This is a genomic window from Sphingomonas mali NBRC 15500, assembly GCF_001598415.1.
GTDB classification, from domain to species: Bacteria; Pseudomonadota; Alphaproteobacteria; order Sphingomonadales; family Sphingomonadaceae; genus Sphingomonas; species Sphingomonas mali.
The window spans coordinates 295591-312568 of sequence record NZ_BCYX01000002.1; the positions used below are offsets into that span (position 1 = coordinate 295591).

Annotated in this window: 18 protein-coding genes; 6 read left to right on the plus strand and 12 right to left on the minus strand. The window is 63.5% G+C overall.

What is annotated here, in order from left to right:
• Positions 1-179: 179 nt before the first annotated feature.
• The 5 genes from SMA01S_RS03490 to SMA01S_RS03510 form a co-directional block, all read right to left on the minus strand.
• Complete coding sequence (locus tag SMA01S_RS03490; RefSeq protein ID WP_066817297.1) at positions 180-1142, minus strand: threonine/serine dehydratase; 963 nt, start codon at positions 1140-1142, stop codon at positions 180-182.
• 21 nt (positions 1143-1163) lie between these two features.
• Positions 1164-2264, minus strand: a complete 1101-nt coding sequence (locus tag SMA01S_RS03495) for a pyridoxal phosphate-dependent aminotransferase (RefSeq protein WP_066817298.1) — start codon at positions 2262-2264, stop codon at positions 1164-1166.
• A 331-nt stretch (positions 2265-2595) separates the two neighbouring features.
• The gene (locus SMA01S_RS03500) at positions 2596-3321 is read right to left on the minus strand and encodes a LuxR C-terminal-related transcriptional regulator (RefSeq protein WP_066817299.1); all 726 of its coding nucleotides are present in this window, start codon (positions 3319-3321) and stop codon (positions 2596-2598) included.
• Complete coding sequence (locus tag SMA01S_RS03505) at positions 3321-4157, minus strand: pyrroline-5-carboxylate reductase (RefSeq protein WP_218016816.1); 837 nt, start codon at positions 4155-4157, stop codon at positions 3321-3323. The genes SMA01S_RS03500 and SMA01S_RS03505 overlap by 1 nt, the downstream gene beginning before the upstream one ends.
• 85 nt (positions 4158-4242) lie before the next feature.
• Positions 4243-4743 carry a proline racemase family protein gene (locus SMA01S_RS03510; RefSeq protein WP_084250023.1) on the minus strand — a complete coding sequence of 167 codons (501 nt, stop codon included), beginning with the start codon at positions 4741-4743 and terminating at the stop codon, positions 4243-4245.
• On the opposite strand from SMA01S_RS03510, the gene SMA01S_RS03515 reads away from it, so the two are divergent.
• The gene (locus tag SMA01S_RS03515) at positions 4744-4905 is read left to right on the plus strand and encodes a hypothetical protein (RefSeq protein ID WP_218016817.1); all 162 of its coding nucleotides are present in this window, start codon (positions 4744-4746) and stop codon (positions 4903-4905) included. It abuts the gene before it with no gap.
• Between the two features lie 26 nt (positions 4906-4931).
• Positions 4932-5285: a RidA family protein gene (locus SMA01S_RS03520; RefSeq protein ID WP_066817581.1), complete on the plus strand. Its 354-nt coding sequence runs from the start codon at positions 4932-4934 to the stop codon at positions 5283-5285.
• 349 nt (positions 5286-5634) lie between these two features.
• On the opposite strand, the gene SMA01S_RS03525 is transcribed toward SMA01S_RS03520, so the two are convergent.
• The 4 genes from SMA01S_RS03525 to SMA01S_RS03540 are packed head-to-tail and all read right to left on the minus strand — an operon-like array spanning position 5635 to position 9921.
• Positions 5635-5952, minus strand: a complete 318-nt coding sequence (locus tag SMA01S_RS03525; RefSeq protein ID WP_066817302.1) for a DUF3325 family protein — start codon at positions 5950-5952, stop codon at positions 5635-5637.
• Positions 5949-7469, minus strand: coding sequence for a PepSY-associated TM helix domain-containing protein (locus tag SMA01S_RS03530; RefSeq protein ID WP_066817304.1), 1521 nt, complete (start codon positions 7467-7469; stop codon positions 5949-5951). Before SMA01S_RS03530 ends, SMA01S_RS03525 begins: the two co-directional genes overlap by 4 nt.
• Positions 7466-7771, minus strand: coding sequence for a DUF3649 domain-containing protein (locus tag SMA01S_RS03535; protein ID WP_066817306.1), 306 nt, complete (start codon positions 7769-7771; stop codon positions 7466-7468). The genes SMA01S_RS03530 and SMA01S_RS03535 overlap by 4 nt, the downstream gene beginning before the upstream one ends.
• Positions 7771-9921, minus strand: a complete 2151-nt coding sequence (locus tag SMA01S_RS03540) for a TonB-dependent siderophore receptor (RefSeq protein ID WP_066817307.1) — start codon at positions 9919-9921, stop codon at positions 7771-7773. The genes SMA01S_RS03535 and SMA01S_RS03540 overlap by 1 nt, the downstream gene beginning before the upstream one ends.
• 261 nt (positions 9922-10182) lie before the next feature.
• Here SMA01S_RS03540 and SMA01S_RS03545 point away from each other — a divergent pair, with 261 nt between their 5' ends.
• Positions 10183-10827 carry a hypothetical protein gene (locus SMA01S_RS03545; protein ID WP_066817309.1) on the plus strand — a complete coding sequence of 215 codons (645 nt, stop codon included), beginning with the start codon at positions 10183-10185 and terminating at the stop codon, positions 10825-10827.
• A 71-nt stretch (positions 10828-10898) separates the two neighbouring features.
• Here the strand turns inward: SMA01S_RS03545 and SMA01S_RS03550 are convergent, their stop codons facing one another.
• Entirely contained in the window at positions 10899-12026 is a 1128-nt protein-coding gene (locus tag SMA01S_RS03550; protein ID WP_066817311.1) for a DUF3800 domain-containing protein, read from the minus strand.
• A 265-nt stretch (positions 12027-12291) separates the two neighbouring features.
• On the opposite strand from SMA01S_RS03550, the gene SMA01S_RS24445 reads away from it, so the two are divergent.
• Positions 12292-13170: a hypothetical protein gene (locus SMA01S_RS24445; protein ID WP_157093774.1), complete on the plus strand. Its 879-nt coding sequence runs from the start codon at positions 12292-12294 to the stop codon at positions 13168-13170.
• 162 nt (positions 13171-13332) lie between these two features.
• On the opposite strand, the gene SMA01S_RS03555 is transcribed toward SMA01S_RS24445, so the two are convergent.
• Positions 13333-14343 (minus strand): hypothetical protein, encoded by a 1011-nt coding sequence (locus SMA01S_RS03555; protein WP_066817313.1) that lies wholly within the window; start codon positions 14341-14343, stop codon positions 13333-13335.
• A 153-nt stretch (positions 14344-14496) separates the two neighbouring features.
• Positions 14497-15516 carry a DUF6236 family protein gene (locus SMA01S_RS25350; RefSeq protein ID WP_369405652.1) on the minus strand — a complete coding sequence of 340 codons (1020 nt, stop codon included), beginning with the start codon at positions 15514-15516 and terminating at the stop codon, positions 14497-14499.
• A gap of 219 nt (positions 15517-15735) precedes the next feature.
• Between SMA01S_RS25350 and SMA01S_RS03565 the strand changes: the two genes are divergently transcribed.
• Both SMA01S_RS03565 and SMA01S_RS03570 read left to right on the plus strand, forming a co-directional pair.
• Positions 15736-16611, plus strand: coding sequence for a S1C family serine protease (locus SMA01S_RS03565; RefSeq protein ID WP_066817317.1), 876 nt, complete (start codon positions 15736-15738; stop codon positions 16609-16611).
• Between the two features lie 2 nt (positions 16612-16613).
• Complete coding sequence (locus SMA01S_RS03570) at positions 16614-16976, plus strand: response regulator transcription factor (protein ID WP_066817323.1); 363 nt, start codon at positions 16614-16616, stop codon at positions 16974-16976.
• The last annotated feature ends 2 nt before the right edge of the window (positions 16977-16978 follow it).

Sequence of the window (16978 nt, forward strand, 5' to 3'; positions counted from 1 at the left end):
TGAATGAATGTCTGCCTCGCACCTCAGGCCGTCCAAAACCTGCCAGGCTGCTTACGGCCCATTTCCTGCCATTCTTTTTACCGGCGATCGAACGCCCGCAACTGGGTCGCTCGCCAACAGACCGCTTTACGAGTCCACGCCCCAGCTAGCGATCAGGCGAACGCACCCGCCGACCCCAATCACCCCCGCTCCATCTCCAGCGCCCCCAGATACGTGTCGAGCGCGACGTTCCGCCCGCACAGCACCACCGCGACCTTCTTGCCGCAATAGCGATCAGCAACCTGCACCAATCCGGCCAGCGCCGCACCGGCCGCGCCCTCGACCATCCAGCGGTCGCTCTCGGCGAGCCGCCGCATCGCCCGAGCGATCTCGAGCTCGCTGACCCGGACCGTTTCGTCGATCACTTGCTGGCAGACTGCGAAGGTCACCGATCCCGGCTCGATCGCGCCCGCCGATCCGTCGGACAAGGTCGGGCTTTCGGGCGTCTCGACGATCTCGCCGGCCTCGAGCGAGTCGAGCATGCAGGTCGAGGCCGCGGGCGAAACCGCAACGATCCGCGTCCTGGGCGACAGCGCCTTGAACACCGTCCCCACGCCGCCAGTCAGGCCACCCCCACCGGTGCAGATGAACACCGCGTCGAGATCGTCAGCCTGCTCGATCAGTTCGAGCCCCATCGTCCCCTGCCCGCTTATCGTGTCGTAATCGTTATACGGCGGGATGTACGGCACGCCGCGCCGCTCGGCCTCGGCGCGCGCCTGCAGTTCGCCGTTGAGCGAATTGCCCTCGACCGTCACCAATTTGGCGCCCAGCGCGCGGATCGCGTCCAGCTTCATCTGCGGCGCGCTGTCGTTGACATAGACGGTGGCGCCGATCCCGAACGCGGCGGCGGCATGCGCGACCGCGCGGCCGTGATTGCCGGTCGAGGCAGTGAACACCTCAGTGTGATCGGGCGCGAGCAGCCGCACCTTGTTGGTTGCCCCACGCAGCTTGAACGATCCGGTCGGCTGGAGATGGTCGCATTTCAGCCAGAGATCGCAGCCGAGCGCATCCGATAGCGCGTCGCTACGCTGGAGCGGTGAAACCATGACGTGCGGGCGGATCGCGACATGGGCGTCACGGATGCGGTCGATCAGGGCGGTCATGTCGATCCTTGGATTTGGAGGTCAGCCGCGCAGCGCGGCGGAAATGCCGACGAGCCCGGCGTCGAGCTGGCCGGCGGTCGGCCACGCATAGCCGACGCGGAAATAGCGGTCGGACATCTCGAACCAATGGCCCGGCCCGACATAGGTGCCGTGGTCCTGGAGCAGGCGGCGATAGAAGGCGTCCGTCCCGCCCGGCGGGTCGGCCTTCATCCGTGGGAAGCACACCACGCCGCCCGACGGGCGCACCCATTCGAGCAATTCCTCGCCCGCCATCCACTCGGCGACGCGGTCGAGGCGGCGGCGCCATTCGGCGAGCGTCGGGGCCAGGAAAGCGTCGCGCTTTGCCAGGATTTCCTCGGCGACCCATTCGTTGATCACGCTGCCGCAGATGCTGATCTGTTCCTTGGCGGCGAGGAATATTTCCATCAGCGCGGGGTCGCTGTTGATCATCCAGCCGACGCGGATGCCGGGCACGCCGAACGCTTTGGACAAGGACGCCACGCTGATCACGTGCTTGCCAAGCGACGCGGCGATCGGCAGTTTGGTGGTGATGGCGAGGTCGCGATAGGTCTCGTCGACCAGCAACAGGCACTTGCGCTCCGCCGCCAGCGCGACCAGCGCGGTGAGGTCGGCCTCGCTCATCATCACGCCGGTCGGATTGTGCGGACAGGTGACGCTGATCAGCTTGGTCGCCGGGGTGATCGCCGCCGCGACCTTGTCGAGATCGAGCGCGAACCCGGTCTCGAACTCGAGATCGATGAAGCCGATCTGGCAGCCGATCGCGCGCGGCGTTTCGATATTGGTCGCGTAATTGGGACGCACGACGACGAGATGGTCGTCCCTGCTCAGCAAGGCGGTGGCGATAATGAACAGCGCGCCGGCGGCGCCGCCACAGATCAGGACGTCGTCGACGGCGAGGCTCGGCGCTTCATCGATGATCAGCGACCGCAACCGCTCGCTGCCGCGATGCTCGCCGTACAGCAAGGTGAGATCGGGGACGGTCAGGCCAAGGCTGCCGATCGACTGATCGACGATCGAGCTCTCGGACAGATTGTTGCGAATATTACCGTACCCATATTCCTCGGGCGATTCGACCTCGATCGGCATCCGGACGTAGCGCATCGTCTTCCCTTTCCTGGCCCCGTTCGGGCACGCGCGATTGTGCCGGATCGCGGTGGCGATACCATCCCTCTCGGGAGGGGGTTATCGACTCCACACCAATCTCCCCTGGCGGGCAGGGTCATCGCATATGAATTAGGGGCAGCGATCCGGCCCGTTCGCTTTCGCCTTCAGCCCTCGTCACCCCGGACTTGTTCCGGGGTCCAACCCTCCACAACGGAATCAGTCCGTTGTTGCTCATTGGATGCCGGAACAAGTCCGGCATGACGGCTAAACGAGAAGATGCCCATCCCATCCATATGCGATGGTCCTGCCCTGACCGGGGAAGAATTGTTCAATGCACCGACGCGAACAGCTCCGCCAGCGATGCGATGCCGAGCTTGCGGAAGATCTGCTTGCGATGATCCTTGACCGTGTGGCGGCTGATCCCGAGCCGCAGCGCGATGGCATCGCTCGAACAGCCGAGCAGCAGCAAGTCGCACACCTGGTTCTCGCGCGGCGACAGACAGGCGCGCAGCGCGGCGCCTTCGCCGGTCAGCGCGCGATGGCGCTCGAACGCCGCGGCGATCGGCGTGGTGGCGGCGTCGAGTGCGCGCAGCATCGCGGCCGGCGCGGCATGGCGGCCGCGCTCGCGATAGAGGCCGAGCTCGATCGTCCCACCCCAGCCGCGCAGATGAAGGCCGAGTTCCTCCTGCCGCTCGGGCCAGCCGGCGGTGCGGAACCCCAGTTCCTCCTCCGGCGCGGGGACCAGCCAGGGGCGCAGCGCCGCGATGCGATCGGGCGCGGTGCCGGCGAAGTCGCGCGCGCGGACCACGCCGGGCCGCGCCAGCATCGGGTTGATGCGATGCGTCACGCGCGCATAGGTCTCGATCGCCTCGCGCCGCCCGATCCGGTCGAAATCGTCGAACAGAACGCGCGGCCGATCGGCATCGGGATGGAGGACGATCGCGGCGAGGTCGAAGCCGGCAAAGCGCCGTACGCTGTCCGCCGCCATGGCCAGGAAATCGGGCGCACCGATTGCCCCGATCAGGTCGCCGATCAGGGTATGCACCGCGCGCATCAGTCCGTGATCCCGCGGCCCGCGCGCAGCCGCGCCAGCACGCCGTCGAGCGCGGCATCGAGATCGGGCAGCACGCCGTCGCGGGTGATCGCGCGGAACACCTGTTCGTTGATCCCGCCGCGCGTCTGATATTCGTCGGCGAGTTGCGCGAAACTCCGCTCGGGGGCGGCGGGCGAGGCACTGCCGAGACCTTCCAGCATCTGGGCCATGAAGGCGTGCGCCTTGGCGGCATCGACGCCGTTTGCTTCCATCCAGGCGGTCACGGTCCGCGCGAAGGCGAAATAGCTGCTCATCGTCGCGGTCGCGGCGCTGAACACGTCGAACTCGCTTTCGTCGCCAAGCTCGATCGCGACGCCGAGCCGGTCGTACAGCGCCTTCACCCGCGCGTTGGGCGGAAAGACCGCGGTCGGCCCCTGCCCGCGCGCGACCGGCGGCAGCGGCACGGCGCGGGTTACGGTCGCGGCGGGCGCGGTGACCTCGTGGAGATACTCGAGCGAGATCGTCGCGATCAGGCTCAGGACATGCTGGTCGGGACGGAAATTGAGCGGCCGCAGCACTTCATCGGCGATCTGCGGGCGGACCGACAGGACGACCATGTCGCTGGCATCGACCACTGCCTGATTGTCGGCAGCGATCGTGACATTGGCAAAGCGCGCCGCGAGGTCGGCGGCGATATCGGCATTGCGCGGCGAGACGATGATCGGCTCGCTGCCCGACAGCGCCAGCCCCTCGATCATCGCAGCGGCGATCGTGCCCGTACCGACGAATCCCAATGTCCCGACCGAAGATCCCACCTGCACCTCGCTATAATTGTTCTTCAGAATCTTACAGTACAATTATCGCCTTGTCGATCCATCGCGGAACGGCCCTACAGATTCCCCCTCCCTGCAAGGGAGAGGAGTTGTTGTTTGCCGACCTGCCTCAGCACGCCAGCCAGGTGTCGTTGAGGCGGTACCCATGCGGGAACGGATCGTCGGGGTCAGCGCCGTAATAGGAAACGCCCGTCAGCCATGCCCTCCCCGCAACCCGCGTCATCACGCCCGGCTCGCCGCCCACTTTGGTCTCCTCCTCGATCCCACAGACGAATTCGGTATCGAGGATCGAGGTATGGACGAACCGCTCACCCACCGCGAGGTCGCCGCGCGCGTGCATCAGCGCCATTCGCGCCGAACTGCCGGTGCCGCACGGGCTGCGGTCGATCCGGCCCGGCGAGACGACCACGGCGTTCTTTGCAGTCTTGACCCCGTCGCGCTCGGTCAGCGGCCCGGCGAACAAGGTCTGGTTAATCGTATGGATGCCCGGATTTTCGGGATGGACCGAGGGCAATTGTTCGGCGGCGGCAAGCTTGATCCGCTCGCCCATCTCGCCAAGGCGCGAGAACTCTACCGGATGCTCACGCCGAGCTTCCATCTCGATACGCATGTGAAGCTGGTCCAGTACATCAAGCTGGCCGAGAACCTGGTCTATGGCGCGCCCGAATGGACGCGATCGCCGCGGCTGCCGCTGATCGACGAAGAGCGGGCGTTCGTCATTGACACCGTTCGCGGTGCCATCGATCAGCTCGCCGACTCCGCTTGGGCCTGAGCCTGCTTTTCAAAAGGGACAATCGCATGACCGAGATCAAACGCTGGCACCCGACCGCCCGCATGAACCAGATGGTGGCGTATAACGGCCTGATCTTCACCGCCGGCCAGGTCGCCGAGGAAAATGCCGGCAAGAGCGTCGCGGAGCAGACCGCGGAGATCCTGCGCACGATCGACAGCCTGCTCGCCGAAGCCGGCAGCGACAAGGGCCGCATCCTGAGCGCGACCATCTATCTGGCCGACATCGCCAGCTTCGCCGAGATGAACACTGTGTGGGACGCCTGGGTCTCGCCCGACGGAATGCCGGCGCGCGCAACGGTCGAGGCGCGCCTTACCGGGCCGGAATATGCGGTGGAGATCAGCGTGATCGCGGCGGGGTGACAGAACTCGTCATCCCGGCGAAAGCGGTAGGGTCATCGCATATGGACTTTGGGGTGGGGTAGAGCCGTTCAATCGAGCTCAACCGTCATGCCGGACTTGTTCCGGCATCCAAGGCGCAACAAAGGCTGTATTCCGGTGTGGAGGGTTGGACCCCGGCACAAGGCCGGGGTGACGAAGGATGAAACTGCTCGAGTCGGATATGTGATAGCCCCCGCGCAAGCCGGGACCCATCTCCTGCTCGCTCCAGCTTTCCAAACAGCCGTGGTGTGCGTGACTTCTCTCCGAGATGGGTCCCCGCTTTCGCGGGGATGACGACGGGAATATGAGTCCCCGCCCCGGTTGCCCATCCTCAGTGCAGAACCATCGCGGCCAGTCCGCCGGCCAGGCCGGCGACGACGAACGCCCGCACCAGATGCGGTGCGAAGCTCAAGCCCAGCAGGATCGCGCCGGACGCCAGCGGGAGCAGGCCGAACCAGGTGACGATATCGGTCGGCGCAGGCCCAGCGACGGCGAGGCCGAGCGACAGCGCGACGAGCGACCAGCCGGCGATCACGGTCGCGCGTGGCGTGGCGATGCTCCGCCAGCCGCCCAGCAGGATGCCGCGATGCGGCTGCATCGACGCGGCGAGCAGATAGAGGCCGAGGAACTCCAACATCGCGAAGGTCATGCGATCGCCCTCGCCCGCGCGGGCCTGCGGATTTCGGGGCGCTTGCGGGTGACGGCCCGCATGCAGGCCAGCGCGGTCAAGGCGACGCCGATGAGCAGCGCATCGGCCATGGGCAGCATCGCATCGCCGCGGGCCAATGCCTGCGACAGATAGGATAGCCCGCCGCCGACGACCGGCGCGGCGAAACAGAGCAAAGCGAGGACTCCCAGCAGCAGCGGCCAACCCAGCCGCGGCGGCACGGCGATCGCAGCGAGAAGCGCGATGCCAGCGGCATCGAGCGCGATGGTCACTTCCTGTTGCGCGCGATCGATCAGGCCGATCGGCAGCAACCGGTTCACGCAGAGATAGGCCGCAAAACCGATCGGCACCCCGGCGATGATTCCGACGTTGAGCCGCTCGACGATCCGGTTGGCGAGCGACAAGGGCGCGCGCTCGCGGCGTTTGACGACCCACAGGATCATCCCGCTCGCCACCGCCAGCGTGAGCATCGCGCCGCCGAGAAAATAGAGCCAGCGCAGCAATCCGCCCGCGAACCGGCCCATGTGCAGGCCATAGATCACGGCATAGGTGCCGACCGCCGGGCGCGCTTCGCTCCAGGCGCCGATCACCCGGCCGCTCGGCCCGTCGAAACTGACCTCGGCCACGGTCGCGCCGATCTGCGCGGCGTCGCTGCGATAGACGGTGACGACCGACGCGACGTCGCCGGGATTGGCGATCGACACCCGTGAGAATGGCGCGCCGCCGAACCGCCGCTCGGCCTCGCGCAGCATCGGCGCGATCGGTGCCAGCGTCGCGGGACGCCCCGCCGCCGGCCGGTCGACCGCGCCTGGCGCGAGGTCGTGAAACGCCGCCGCCAGGTCGTTGCCGTAATTGGCGACGATCCCCCAGGGCATGTTCAATGACGCGAGCGTGACCAGCCCGCTGAAGGTGATCATCAGATGGAACGGCAAGGCCAGCACGCCCAGCGCATTGTGCCCGTCGAGCCAGGACCGTTGTCCCTTGCGCGGGCGAAAGGTGAAGAAATCGCGGAAGATGCGGCGATGCGCGATGATCCCGGTGACGAGCGCGGTCAGCATCGCCAGCGCGGCGATCGAGGCGAGCCAGCGCCCCCAGGGATAGGGCAGTTCGAGCTCGAAATGGAGCCGGTAGAAGAACTCCCCGCCCAAAGTCTCGCGCGCGACCGGCGCGCCGCTGACCGGGTCGAGCGCGCGTGCGACATAGTCGCCGCCTTTATCGTAGGTCGCCTCGACAACGTTGGCGCGATCGTCGGGCGCGGTCAGGTACCAGCCGGTCGAGCCGCGCGCGCTGCTCGCCAGCCAGTTGGTCGCCGCGGCGATCGCCTCGATCCGCCCCGCGCTGGCGGTCGCTTCGGGGCGCATCCAGCGGCTGATCTCGGGCTTGAACACGCTCATCGTGCCGGCCAGGCACATCACGAACAGCACCCAGCCGAGCGCCAGCCCGGTCCAGCCGTGCAGCCAGGCCATGACCTGCCGCATCCCCTCGCGGATCGCGCTCATCGCGCCGGCGGCCCGATCATCCAGGCCAGCCCGCCGAACAGGGCGGCCAGCACGACCACCCCGCCCCAGGCTCGCCACGGTCCGCGCGCGACGAACGCCCAGATCGCGACCGCCGGCACCGCCAGATAGGCGCACAAGGTCCCCGCAATCACCGCGTCGATCCGCCCGCCCGCGCCCAGTCGCGCGACCGCCATCGCCAGGCACGAGGCGACGCCATAAGCGCCGACCGTCGCCGCTAGCACGCGCACGGCGACGTTGCCGCGATAGCGCCAGCCGCGCCGATCGACCGCACGCACCGCCATCAGAAATCGAGCCCGATCGTCACCGCCACGCTGCGCGGTGCGGCGTAATAAGCCTGCCCCCACATCAGGCTGGCGAGATATTTGGTGTCGGTGACGTTGCGCACATTGACCGTCGCGCGGACGTGATCGAGCAGCCGCATGCCCGCCATCAGGTCGAGCACCGCATAGCTATTCTGGCGCAGCAGGACGTCGCCGGTCACCACACCCATATTCTGCACCGTGGCATCGGCGTAGCGGATCGCGTTCTGCCAGCGCAGTTGCGCGCCGAGCTTGAGGTCGTTGAGCCGCGGCACCGTATAAGTGGTCGACAGCTTGAGCGATTTGGTCGGCAGGAAAGTACGGGTCGGGTTGCCGGCCTGATCCTCGATCTCCAGCCCGCTATAGCCGCCACTGACTTGCCAAGTGTCGGTGACCTTGCCCGCAATCTCGATCTCGAACCCGCGCGAGCTGGTGTCGACCCCGGCATAACAGGTCCCGCCGACCGGCCCGTTGACGCACGGCCCGTTGGGATCGCCGAACGCGCCGATCGCCGATGCCAGCCCCTTCTGCTTGGCGCGGAACAAGGACGCGGTGGCATAGAGCTTGCCGCCGAACCACTCGCTCTTGATCCCGCCCTCGATGCTGCTGCCCCGCGCCGGATCGAGCTTGCGGTTGTTGATGTCGACTTCGGTCTGCGGATTGAAGATGTCGGTATAGCTCGCATAGAGCGAGACGTTCCCGGTCAGGTCATAGACCGCGCCGGCATAGGGGCTGACCGCATGCGCGTCGCGCGACTGGTCGGTGCCATAGGAAATGCCGGTCGACTTGAGCCACATCGCGCTGGCGCCGACCACCGCCTTCAACCGATCGGTGATATTGAGGTGCGCCGCGCCGTACGCACGGGTCAGCCGGTCGGTATAGTCGGCGGCGAGATAGGCGCCGGGATAGCTCGGTTCGGGGACGATCGTCTTGCCCCAATCGCCGACCGCCGGAAAGACGATCGCGTCGCTCGAGAAATTCTCCCACTCGCGGCCATGCGAGCGCGCGGTCGAGACGCCGAACGCCAGTTGGTGCTGGCGACCGAACAGCTTGAACGGGCCGGACGCGTAGAAATCGCCGAGATACTGATTATAGGCCGAGGGATAGATGCCCGACATGCCCGCGACGCCCAGCCCGGTCGCGCGGTCGGGAAAATTATAGGCGTAGAGCAGCTTCGCTTCTTCCTCGAAGCGCTTGTAGGTGAACACGCCCTTCGCCGACCAGCCGCCGCCGAGATCGTAAGCGAGCTCGCCGAACGCGCTCTGATCAGTGACATTCCAATAGGTCCAGGGCGCCGAGGTCGAGGCCGAGACCGGATAATCGATCCGCGTCCCGTCGCTATAGGTCAGCGGCAATGCGCCCCACATGACGCCGTCGGCATGGTTTTCCTGACGCGTATAGCCCGCCGTCGCGGTCAGCCGCGGCGTGACCTTCCACGAGACGATGCCGCCATAGACGTTGCGGTTGACGTGGTTGAAGTCGAGCCAGGAATCGCGATTGTCGTGCGCATAGATCAGCCGCGCGGCGACATTGCCCGAGGCGTCGAGCGGCCCCGACACGTCGCCTTCGAAGCGCAACTGGTTCCACGACCCCGCCATGACCGAGGCCGAGGCCCGGAAGTTCTCGGTCGGCCGCTTGCGGACATAATTGATCGTCGCCGACGGATTGCCGATCCCGGTCATGATCGCATTGGCGCCGCGCACCGTCTCGACCCGATCCCACAAAGCCGTGTCGAGCGCGCCGAATTGCAGCCCCCAGAGCAACGGCATGCCGATCCCGTCGACCTGGAAATTGGTGATGCCGAAGCCGCGCGCGTTGAAATAGGTGCGGTCGGTCTCGACCCGCTCGACATTGATCCCGACCGCCTGGTCGAGCAGGTCGTTGATGTTGGTCAGCGCGAAATCGTCGATCCGGCTGCGGTCGATGATGGTGACCGATTGCGGCGTCTCGCGCAGCGTCAGCGGCAAGCCGGTCGACGACGCGCTCTGGTTCGCCGCCAGCGTGCCGGTGATAACGATCTCCGGCTTCGCCTGATCGTCGGTTTCGTCCTCAGGCCCCGCCGCCCAGGCCGGATGGCTCCAGGCAAGCGCCAACACAGCGGAGAGAGCGAGGTGCCTGCGGGCAATGGTCATCGACGAGCCTTCCAAGATGCGATCGGGAAGCGCGGCTCGTATGATTGTCGCTATTGCGAGTCAATGTCATTATCAATAATTGGCGAGAGATGCACAATCGCGGCGTCGCTCGGAACTCAATGGAGCGTGAATGAGAGTGCGGACGCAGTGGGCGGCTGTCGGCGAGGGCCATCAGCCTTGGCGTGGGAACGCTCAGTGATATGCCGTCACCACCGGAAGCGGCCCCGCCTGTGCAGCGCAGTCCGTCAGCGATATGTTAGGATGGCCGAACAGGCCAACCAGTTGGGGGAATGGATGACCGACCAAGAGCTTTTCTGGACCAAGCTATCAGCTATTGGGCAACTGCTCGGAGCGGCGGCAACATTCGCTGCGGTTGCCGTGTCCCTTTGGATTGCCCTTTCTGAGCGCAGCCCGAAGCTCAAGGTCAAGGCTGGCGAGCGTCTGACCATCGGCGGCGGTTTGCCCGAACAGCGTCTATTGATGATTTCTATTACCAACGTTGGGCAGCGCGTGGCCCACATCCGTACAGTTGGCTGGCGAAGCGGGACTTGGCCTTGGCAGTGGCCGGCATTCCTGCGCCGCCAATACGCCGTCCAAATGCCGGGGGACACCGGGCTAGGGCGAGACCCTCCGTTTACTATCGAACCCGGCCAAGAAATCTCTGTGTATCTGAATCTAGACCATTACCTAGCGCGCATCAGAGAACTCGATCGGGATCCTATGTTCTCGCGCGCGTGGCCGGTACTCGGACTCAGACGAACAAGAACATGGGTTTGGGCAGGCACTGCTGAAGGCATGACCGCTCGAGGTTCTGTCGAGGAGCCGCTAATTCGGCTTTTGGTCGATGCCGAGCGTGATGCCCAGCAGCGGATTGCGGCGGCAGCAGAACAGATGGCAGCTCCATAGTTTGGGTTATCCGTGCCGGTTTTAGACAGGCACGGGTAACCCTGTCACTGCGAGAGCGCCCTTCAGGCCGCCTAAATTCGATAACGCAGGATATCGCCTTCGAGCAGAAAACTCGCTCGTCGGCGGTCTTCATCCGCGATGATGTGTTGGGCGAACCCGGGGCATTCGTCTGTCGATGCGTCCAGGAGACGCGCCAGCAACGCCAATGAGCGACGTTGCTGTGGACTCAGGGCTTCCAGCTCAGCTTCGAGATCGCCCAACGGCGTACGATTTATGTGGCTGAAGAGCTTGCCAAGCAGGCCTGCCAGCGGATCCGATATCTGGATGCCCGGTTCGCTCTGAGAATTAGCGAACCGGAAATGGCGCAGCGGGGCGCCCTTCTCGGTGAAAGGTAGAGCCTCAAGATAGGCCTCGATCACCTTTTCGTCATCTAGGATGTGTTGCGAGTTCTTGAACAGGCAAAGGCGATTCCGGAAAAACTCACCAAATCCCTCGATCAGCACGTTCGGCGTCTCGTCTTCGAGATACGGCAGGGAGGTAAGCTTCCGTGCCATCTGCAACAGGCCTTTTAGCATGTAGAATGCGAAATGATCGAGCATATCTTCGCGATTCTCGACCAACTCGAGCAGTTCGGCCACAAACGCAGGTCGGCGTTGGCGCCCGACATCAGGATAGCCATACCGGCCAAGGAATTCAGCGGTGCCGTCGACGTCGTCACGCAGCACAGAATAGAGGCCATCTTTGAGAAGCATGTGCGCCATGTACAATTGCGGCTCGCGGGCTTCGGCGAGGATCGAATCCACGATGTCGACGATCGACCAATAAAGCAGACCGGTGACCTGATAATGGACAAGGAAACCTTGTTCGGTCACCCATTTTAGGAAGGCTTCGACCTTGGCCGACTTGAGCAATTGCAAGAAGTCGCCTTGGCCGAGATGCTTGAGCTTGATCTCCTTTGCGTTCGGTTGAAGACGTAAGGACGCGCGAAGCGGGGTAAGATCGATAGCGTTGGGGCGCCCCCGATGGACAATCCCTCCCAGCACGAAACTTTCGGGCCGACGAATATTCATTCCGCCCCCGGTCAGGTGAAGCTTCCTGACGTTGTTCGTCTCATCGTAGTAGAAGGTGTAGCGCCCATCCACGTTCGGCAGATGGTTGGCTGTAAGGATCATGTTTCGATATTCGTCGACGTCAATCATGGTCTCACAATAGCGCAACGGTGGTGATCAATAGAGTCACATCCAATCCGAAGCTCAAATCCGCCCTCGGCTTGAGATCTTCGCCAGTTTAACAGGCTCGAAAAATCTCCGTTGAATCTACACGAGATCGCTCTCTAATCTGACGCCTCGCTCTTATCTCCGGCCTAGGGCGACGACGAATCTACTTGTCCATAATGGACTAATGTCCATTTTACTGACCTTGAGAGAGCGACTAACCCTACGTTATGAAGGGTAGATCGCAAGAATGACGCCGGATATATCAGAGTTTACGTACGGCTTCGCGCTGACCAACGAGCTAGTTGGTTGGATGGCGCTATCAGCGGTCCCAATTTTTCCGAGCCTGATTGAAGAGGGGAAAGAAACGGGTGGATATGACGTGAAGCTCGATGCTCCGGGGCTACCTCTCTATCTTCAATTCAAACGCTCTCATGTGATGCAACGTAGAAGCGCCAATGAGATAAAAAATCTCGGTTTACCTCTAGCTGTTCCCTTCTATCGCTTTACGATTACCGAGCGCAATCGCTCGCTGCAGCACACGTCGTTGGTCGCGCTCGACGATGGCACCAACGAAGTGTTCTACGTTGCCCCGCGATTTCATACCTTGGAGGGCATCAACGCGGCTTGGGCCACCAACCGAGTGGCACAACGATCAATCTTTGTGTCTCCTTCCGATATTGGGATCATCGCCGATGACTTTCGCCACACGGTGTCTTTTGACGGCGCTAGCGCATATTTCTGCTCTGAACCGCGCCAGATCGAGTCCCTGACGATTGACCAAGTGCGCTCACGCCTGACGGAAAAGCTACAATCGGATGCTCGCCCGGTAAGAGAAAAATTGCGAGATTGGCTTGACCGAAATCGGGCAGCTGCGACGCGGGCGCAAGAAATCCAACTAGAGATTGATCGGTCTAAAGGAATAGCACCAATGCTTGACCTTCGATCGACGGCTCGATCTCCTCTAGCGCCGCCTGCAGGTATCCGTCGAATTGGAGAGAGAGCTCCGCCGATGCCTGTCAGAGCGCCCAAACAGATGACACCAGAGCAGGAAGCTTTGCGCACATTGAGCGACGAAGCGCGAGGCCAATTCAACGCCCAACTGATAGTCGTCCAACCCGCAGTGTGAAACTAGGTATCCGTGCTAGTTTAAACGGGCACGAAAAGCAGATCGACATCCTCGCGGACCCGGACGATCCTCGCGATCTCTTCGAAATATTGCGGCGAGCTGCTTACCCTGCGGCCGCCGGACCTCGACAGTTCCCGCCTCTCTGAATTCAGCTATTCAACGTCATTCGTCGCGAGGCTCAGGCAAGTTCGGAAGGGCAATCCCGAGGCTTAGGCCGGGCGGTAGCTTTTCGACGGCGATCAGCGTGGCGACGTCGGACACAAGGCGGCCATCGCTAAGTTCAGCGTAGGAAGGATACCAGAGGTCATCGGTTGCGTGGAATTCATAGACAAGCCGAACCGGCGCTAGGCTTGCCGCACGCATCCGCGCGATAAGTTGGGCCGCACGAGCGGCCGCTCCATCTAGAGCGTCGTGTGCCTTGTAATGTCGCGCGACGTCGTGCCCCCGTAACATGAACGAGATGTGACAGTCGCCGTGAAACGATTGCAGTTCGACTACAGGATTGCTGCACTTCGCCATGTGCGAAGACAGCTTCCTGAGCCACTTTCGCACGGCGACGTAGACGTCCTTACTGGCCTCGTTGGCAAACGTCGTGACAAATGGATTCCAAACTAACGCCAGAAACAGCACCGAAATGCCGAGGAAGGTCTGCGAAGTATCAGCAGCGTTATTCGAGCGTCCCCGGAAATCGATTGGGAACGGTGCGTCGCGGGTGACCTCGTTCACCAATGAGGGATCAATCTCTCGCGGATCGACCGCCAACTGGAATCTAAAGTCTGTCGGAAGAGCCGGTAAAGTGTCCGGCGACGGCGCGTCAGCGAGCGGATCCATGCCGAGCTCACCAAAACTTAGCTTCGGAGCACCCTCATAAAACCCCAGCACCGCCGCGACGAAGACGTTGCCGGTCTGGTTTTCGAAGACCTTCGCCGCAATCACCTTCCCTAGCGGCCGTCCCGGATCGTGACCGAGCAGCAATGGAAAGTGATCGGCATTGATCTCAGCTGCAAGTTGGCGAGGATCCAGCGGCACGAGTAAGTTTCCGTCCGCGTCAGTGTCATTCGACCAGATCACCGACTTGGCGAGCCGACCAAAGACGGCGCCGCCAGCGTTGGCGATCAAGGCTTCCGCCATCCAGGCGGTGGCCTCTGGGCTGCTCTCAATAAGGTCCGCCATTGCCGCCCCCAGAGTAGAGAAAAATTGCTAGAAAGCAGAGCTAGTGCCCGGATGCACCCTGTCCCGCCCGCCATTCCGCGCCGCCAATAAACATGCAAGAGCTTCCGAAATCCGCGCTAGTTTAAACAGGCACGAAAAGCTCCTAAGAGCAGCTCACGGCCATTCTCTCTCAATCTGAACTAAGTATGCAAACGGACCGTCAGCCGTCCGACTTTTAAGGCCAGGCGCCCCGGCGACACTAAGGCAAGCGCCGCCGGTAGCTGCCCCTGCCAGGACGGCCCCAGATAAGGGCAACCCTGCAAGTAACGACGCCGTAGCAGTTCCGGCGAACGAAAGCGCACTACCCAACCAGTTCGAAGATACAGAAAGATTAGCAAGTACCTTTCTGGTGTTCGATTGCCTTGCAGCCTCAAGATAATGAGCCAAAGACGCATCAAATCGTTCTATCGCCAAGCGCGTATCCTGAGAGTCCCAACCATGTCGGCGGAGGTCTTGTGCTACCTCGTCAATATGCTGCCTGAGAGCGACAAGCTTGTCGTGGTGGCGGTGGCGAAAAGCCAGCACATCCTCGAAGGGTACGTCGTTAGCCGGCAGCAACAAAGCCTTTTGAATTGTCAGCCTGAACCCCAATTCGGATGACGCTTCCTCGTCAGGCACGGGGCTATCGCGGTCTGCGTGCCATATTGACCACATTCCGGGCTCACGAACCTCATGCTCTTTGAACGCCGCATACGGCAACTCGCTCATCCGTTCTGCGACGATTTGGCCCTGGATGGCAAAGTGAGACCGCACTAAGTTTCCGCCAAGCGCAGACACCAGAAGATCATCGTCCGGAGAGCGCCAGAGATTAGATTGAGGCCAATCCACAACGTCCGCGAACAGCAGAGCAGCCCGCATAACGGAGCTATCGTCCGCCACAGTATCTAACGCAGCAAGATAGTCGGCTCCCCCCTCCCACCGCTGACCGTACTGCACGACTGCGCCCCGCTGCCCTCTTGTGAGCGTAGTGCCAATGTCCACAAGTGACGTGCCTTCGCCCGGCCCGATAGACAACGAGCCGCCTCTGACGAGGTACCTTCCATTAGGCGCAGTTCCAAAAGAGCCCTGCGCTGGCGGAGCGGGAACCGTCCATTGCCCGGTTCGCAAGTCAAACATGGCCCCTTTTGGTAACATCGTTAGATCCTGTCGGAGGCTAGCTGCCTAGTTTGTTGGGACACAAGTTCTTGACGCTCCCAAATCGAGATCCGTACCAGTCCAAGAGATCCGTGCCAGTTTAAACGCGCACGAAAAAGCTTTTGGACAAACCGGCAATCGCGACGACGACCCTACCCGACCGGGCAGTAGCAAAACATCGCGGCGGCACCCTATCTCCGATGCTCAGGAGATTTTCCCATGACAACCGCATCGCCCCTCGCCGAGCTTTCCGCATCGCTCGCCGACCTCGCCGCCGCCACCACGCCCTCGATCGTCGAAGTCCAGTCGCGCCATTCGCTGGCGAGTGGCTTCGTCTGGCGCGACGGGTTGGTCATCACCCCCGATGAGACGCTCGCCGACGAAGGGTCGATCGAGATCGAGGAGTCCGACGGCACGGTGCGCAGTGCGACCCTGATCGGGCGCGACGCGGCAACCGATATTGCCCTGCTTCGGGTCGAGGGTTTGAAAGCTCCGGTGGCGGCCCTCACCGACATGGCCGTGCGGCCCGGCGCGCTCGCCTTGATCGTCGCGGCGGCCGATAGCGCGCCGTTGATCGCGTTCGGCGGCATCACCGCGGCCGGCGCGGCCTGGCAGTCGATGCGCGGCGGCACGATCGATGCCCGGATCGAGTTGGACCTGCGGCTGCGGCGTCGCGCCGAGGGTGGCCTTGCCACGGATGGCGCCGGCAGCGCTTTCGGTATGGCCGTGCGCGGCCCGCGTGGCCGGACATTGGTCATCCCGGCGGCGACGATCGATCGTGTCGCCCGGCAATTGCTCGCGCACGGTCGGGTCCAGATCGCCTATCTCGGCGTCGGTCTCAAGCAGGTCCCGCTCGATGACGGTGGCCATGGCGCCATGGTGATGGCGATCGAGCGTGAGAGCCCGGCGGCGCGCGCCGGCCTGCATCAGGGAGACATCATCCTGTCCTGGGCCGGCCAGCGCATGCCGCATGTCGGCGCGCTGCTGCGGACGCTGCGGGCGACACCGATCGGCACCGAAATCGTGCTTGGCGTTCGGCGCGGGGGAGCGCCGCTGGAGGTGGCGGTGACGATCGGGGATCGGCCGGAACATTGAGCATGCGCGATCCCGCGGCGGGCCTGCGTCTCGCGATCCGCGTCGACGACCCGACGCTCGCCGCCCGGCTCGCCGACATCCTGGGCCGGATCCCGGAATTGCGGATCGCGAGCGCCGACGAAGCGTCGGATCTGGTCCTCAGCGCGTCCGACGCGAGCGAGCACGGGTTCGACCTGACGCCGCGCGAGCGCGACGTGATCGCGTTGCTTGCCGAAGGCCTGTCCAACAAGGCGATCGGCCAGCGGCTCGGCATTTCACCCGACACCGCCAAATTCCATGTCGGCCGGCTGATCGACAAGCTCGACGCGACCGGGCGCACGGATGCCGTGGCGCATGCGGCGCGGCGGGGGATTATCCATCTGTAGAA

Coding starts and splice junctions, on each gene's coding strand:
- SMA01S_RS25350 (WP_369405652.1), bottom strand. CDS start 15,516: ATGTTACCAAAAGGGGCCATGTTTGACTTGCGAACCGGGCAATGGACG.
- SMA01S_RS03570 (WP_066817323.1), top strand. CDS start 16,614: ATGCGCGATCCCGCGGCGGGCCTGCGTCTCGCGATCCGCGTCGACGAC.
- SMA01S_RS03535 (WP_066817306.1), bottom strand. CDS start 7,771: ATGGCGGTGCGTGCGGTCGATCGGCGCGGCTGGCGCTATCGCGGCAAC.
- SMA01S_RS03545 (WP_066817309.1), top strand. CDS start 10,183: ATGGCCGAACAGGCCAACCAGTTGGGGGAATGGATGACCGACCAAGAG.
- SMA01S_RS03550 (WP_066817311.1), bottom strand. CDS start 12,026: ATGATTGACGTCGACGAATATCGAAACATGATCCTTACAGCCAACCAT.
- SMA01S_RS24445 (WP_157093774.1), top strand. CDS start 12,292: ATGACGCCGGATATATCAGAGTTTACGTACGGCTTCGCGCTGACCAAC.
- SMA01S_RS03495 (WP_066817298.1), bottom strand. CDS start 2,264: ATGCGCTACGTCCGGATGCCGATCGAGGTCGAATCGCCCGAGGAATAT.
- SMA01S_RS03520 (WP_066817581.1), top strand. CDS start 4,932: ATGACCGAGATCAAACGCTGGCACCCGACCGCCCGCATGAACCAGATG.
- SMA01S_RS03540 (WP_066817307.1), bottom strand. CDS start 9,921: ATGACCATTGCCCGCAGGCACCTCGCTCTCTCCGCTGTGTTGGCGCTT.
- SMA01S_RS03490 (WP_066817297.1), bottom strand. CDS start 1,142: ATGACCGCCCTGATCGACCGCATCCGTGACGCCCATGTCGCGATCCGC.
- SMA01S_RS03530 (WP_066817304.1), bottom strand. CDS start 7,469: ATGAGCGCGATCCGCGAGGGGATGCGGCAGGTCATGGCCTGGCTGCAC.
- SMA01S_RS03510 (WP_084250023.1), bottom strand. CDS start 4,743: ATGCGTATCGAGATGGAAGCTCGGCGTGAGCATCCGGTAGAGTTCTCG.
- SMA01S_RS03555 (WP_066817313.1), bottom strand. CDS start 14,343: ATGGCGGACCTTATTGAGAGCAGCCCAGAGGCCACCGCCTGGATGGCG.
- SMA01S_RS03525 (WP_066817302.1), bottom strand. CDS start 5,952: ATGACCTTCGCGATGTTGGAGTTCCTCGGCCTCTATCTGCTCGCCGCG.
- SMA01S_RS03500 (WP_066817299.1), bottom strand. CDS start 3,321: ATGCGCGCGGTGCATACCCTGATCGGCGACCTGATCGGGGCAATCGGT.
- SMA01S_RS03565 (WP_066817317.1), top strand. CDS start 15,736: ATGACAACCGCATCGCCCCTCGCCGAGCTTTCCGCATCGCTCGCCGAC.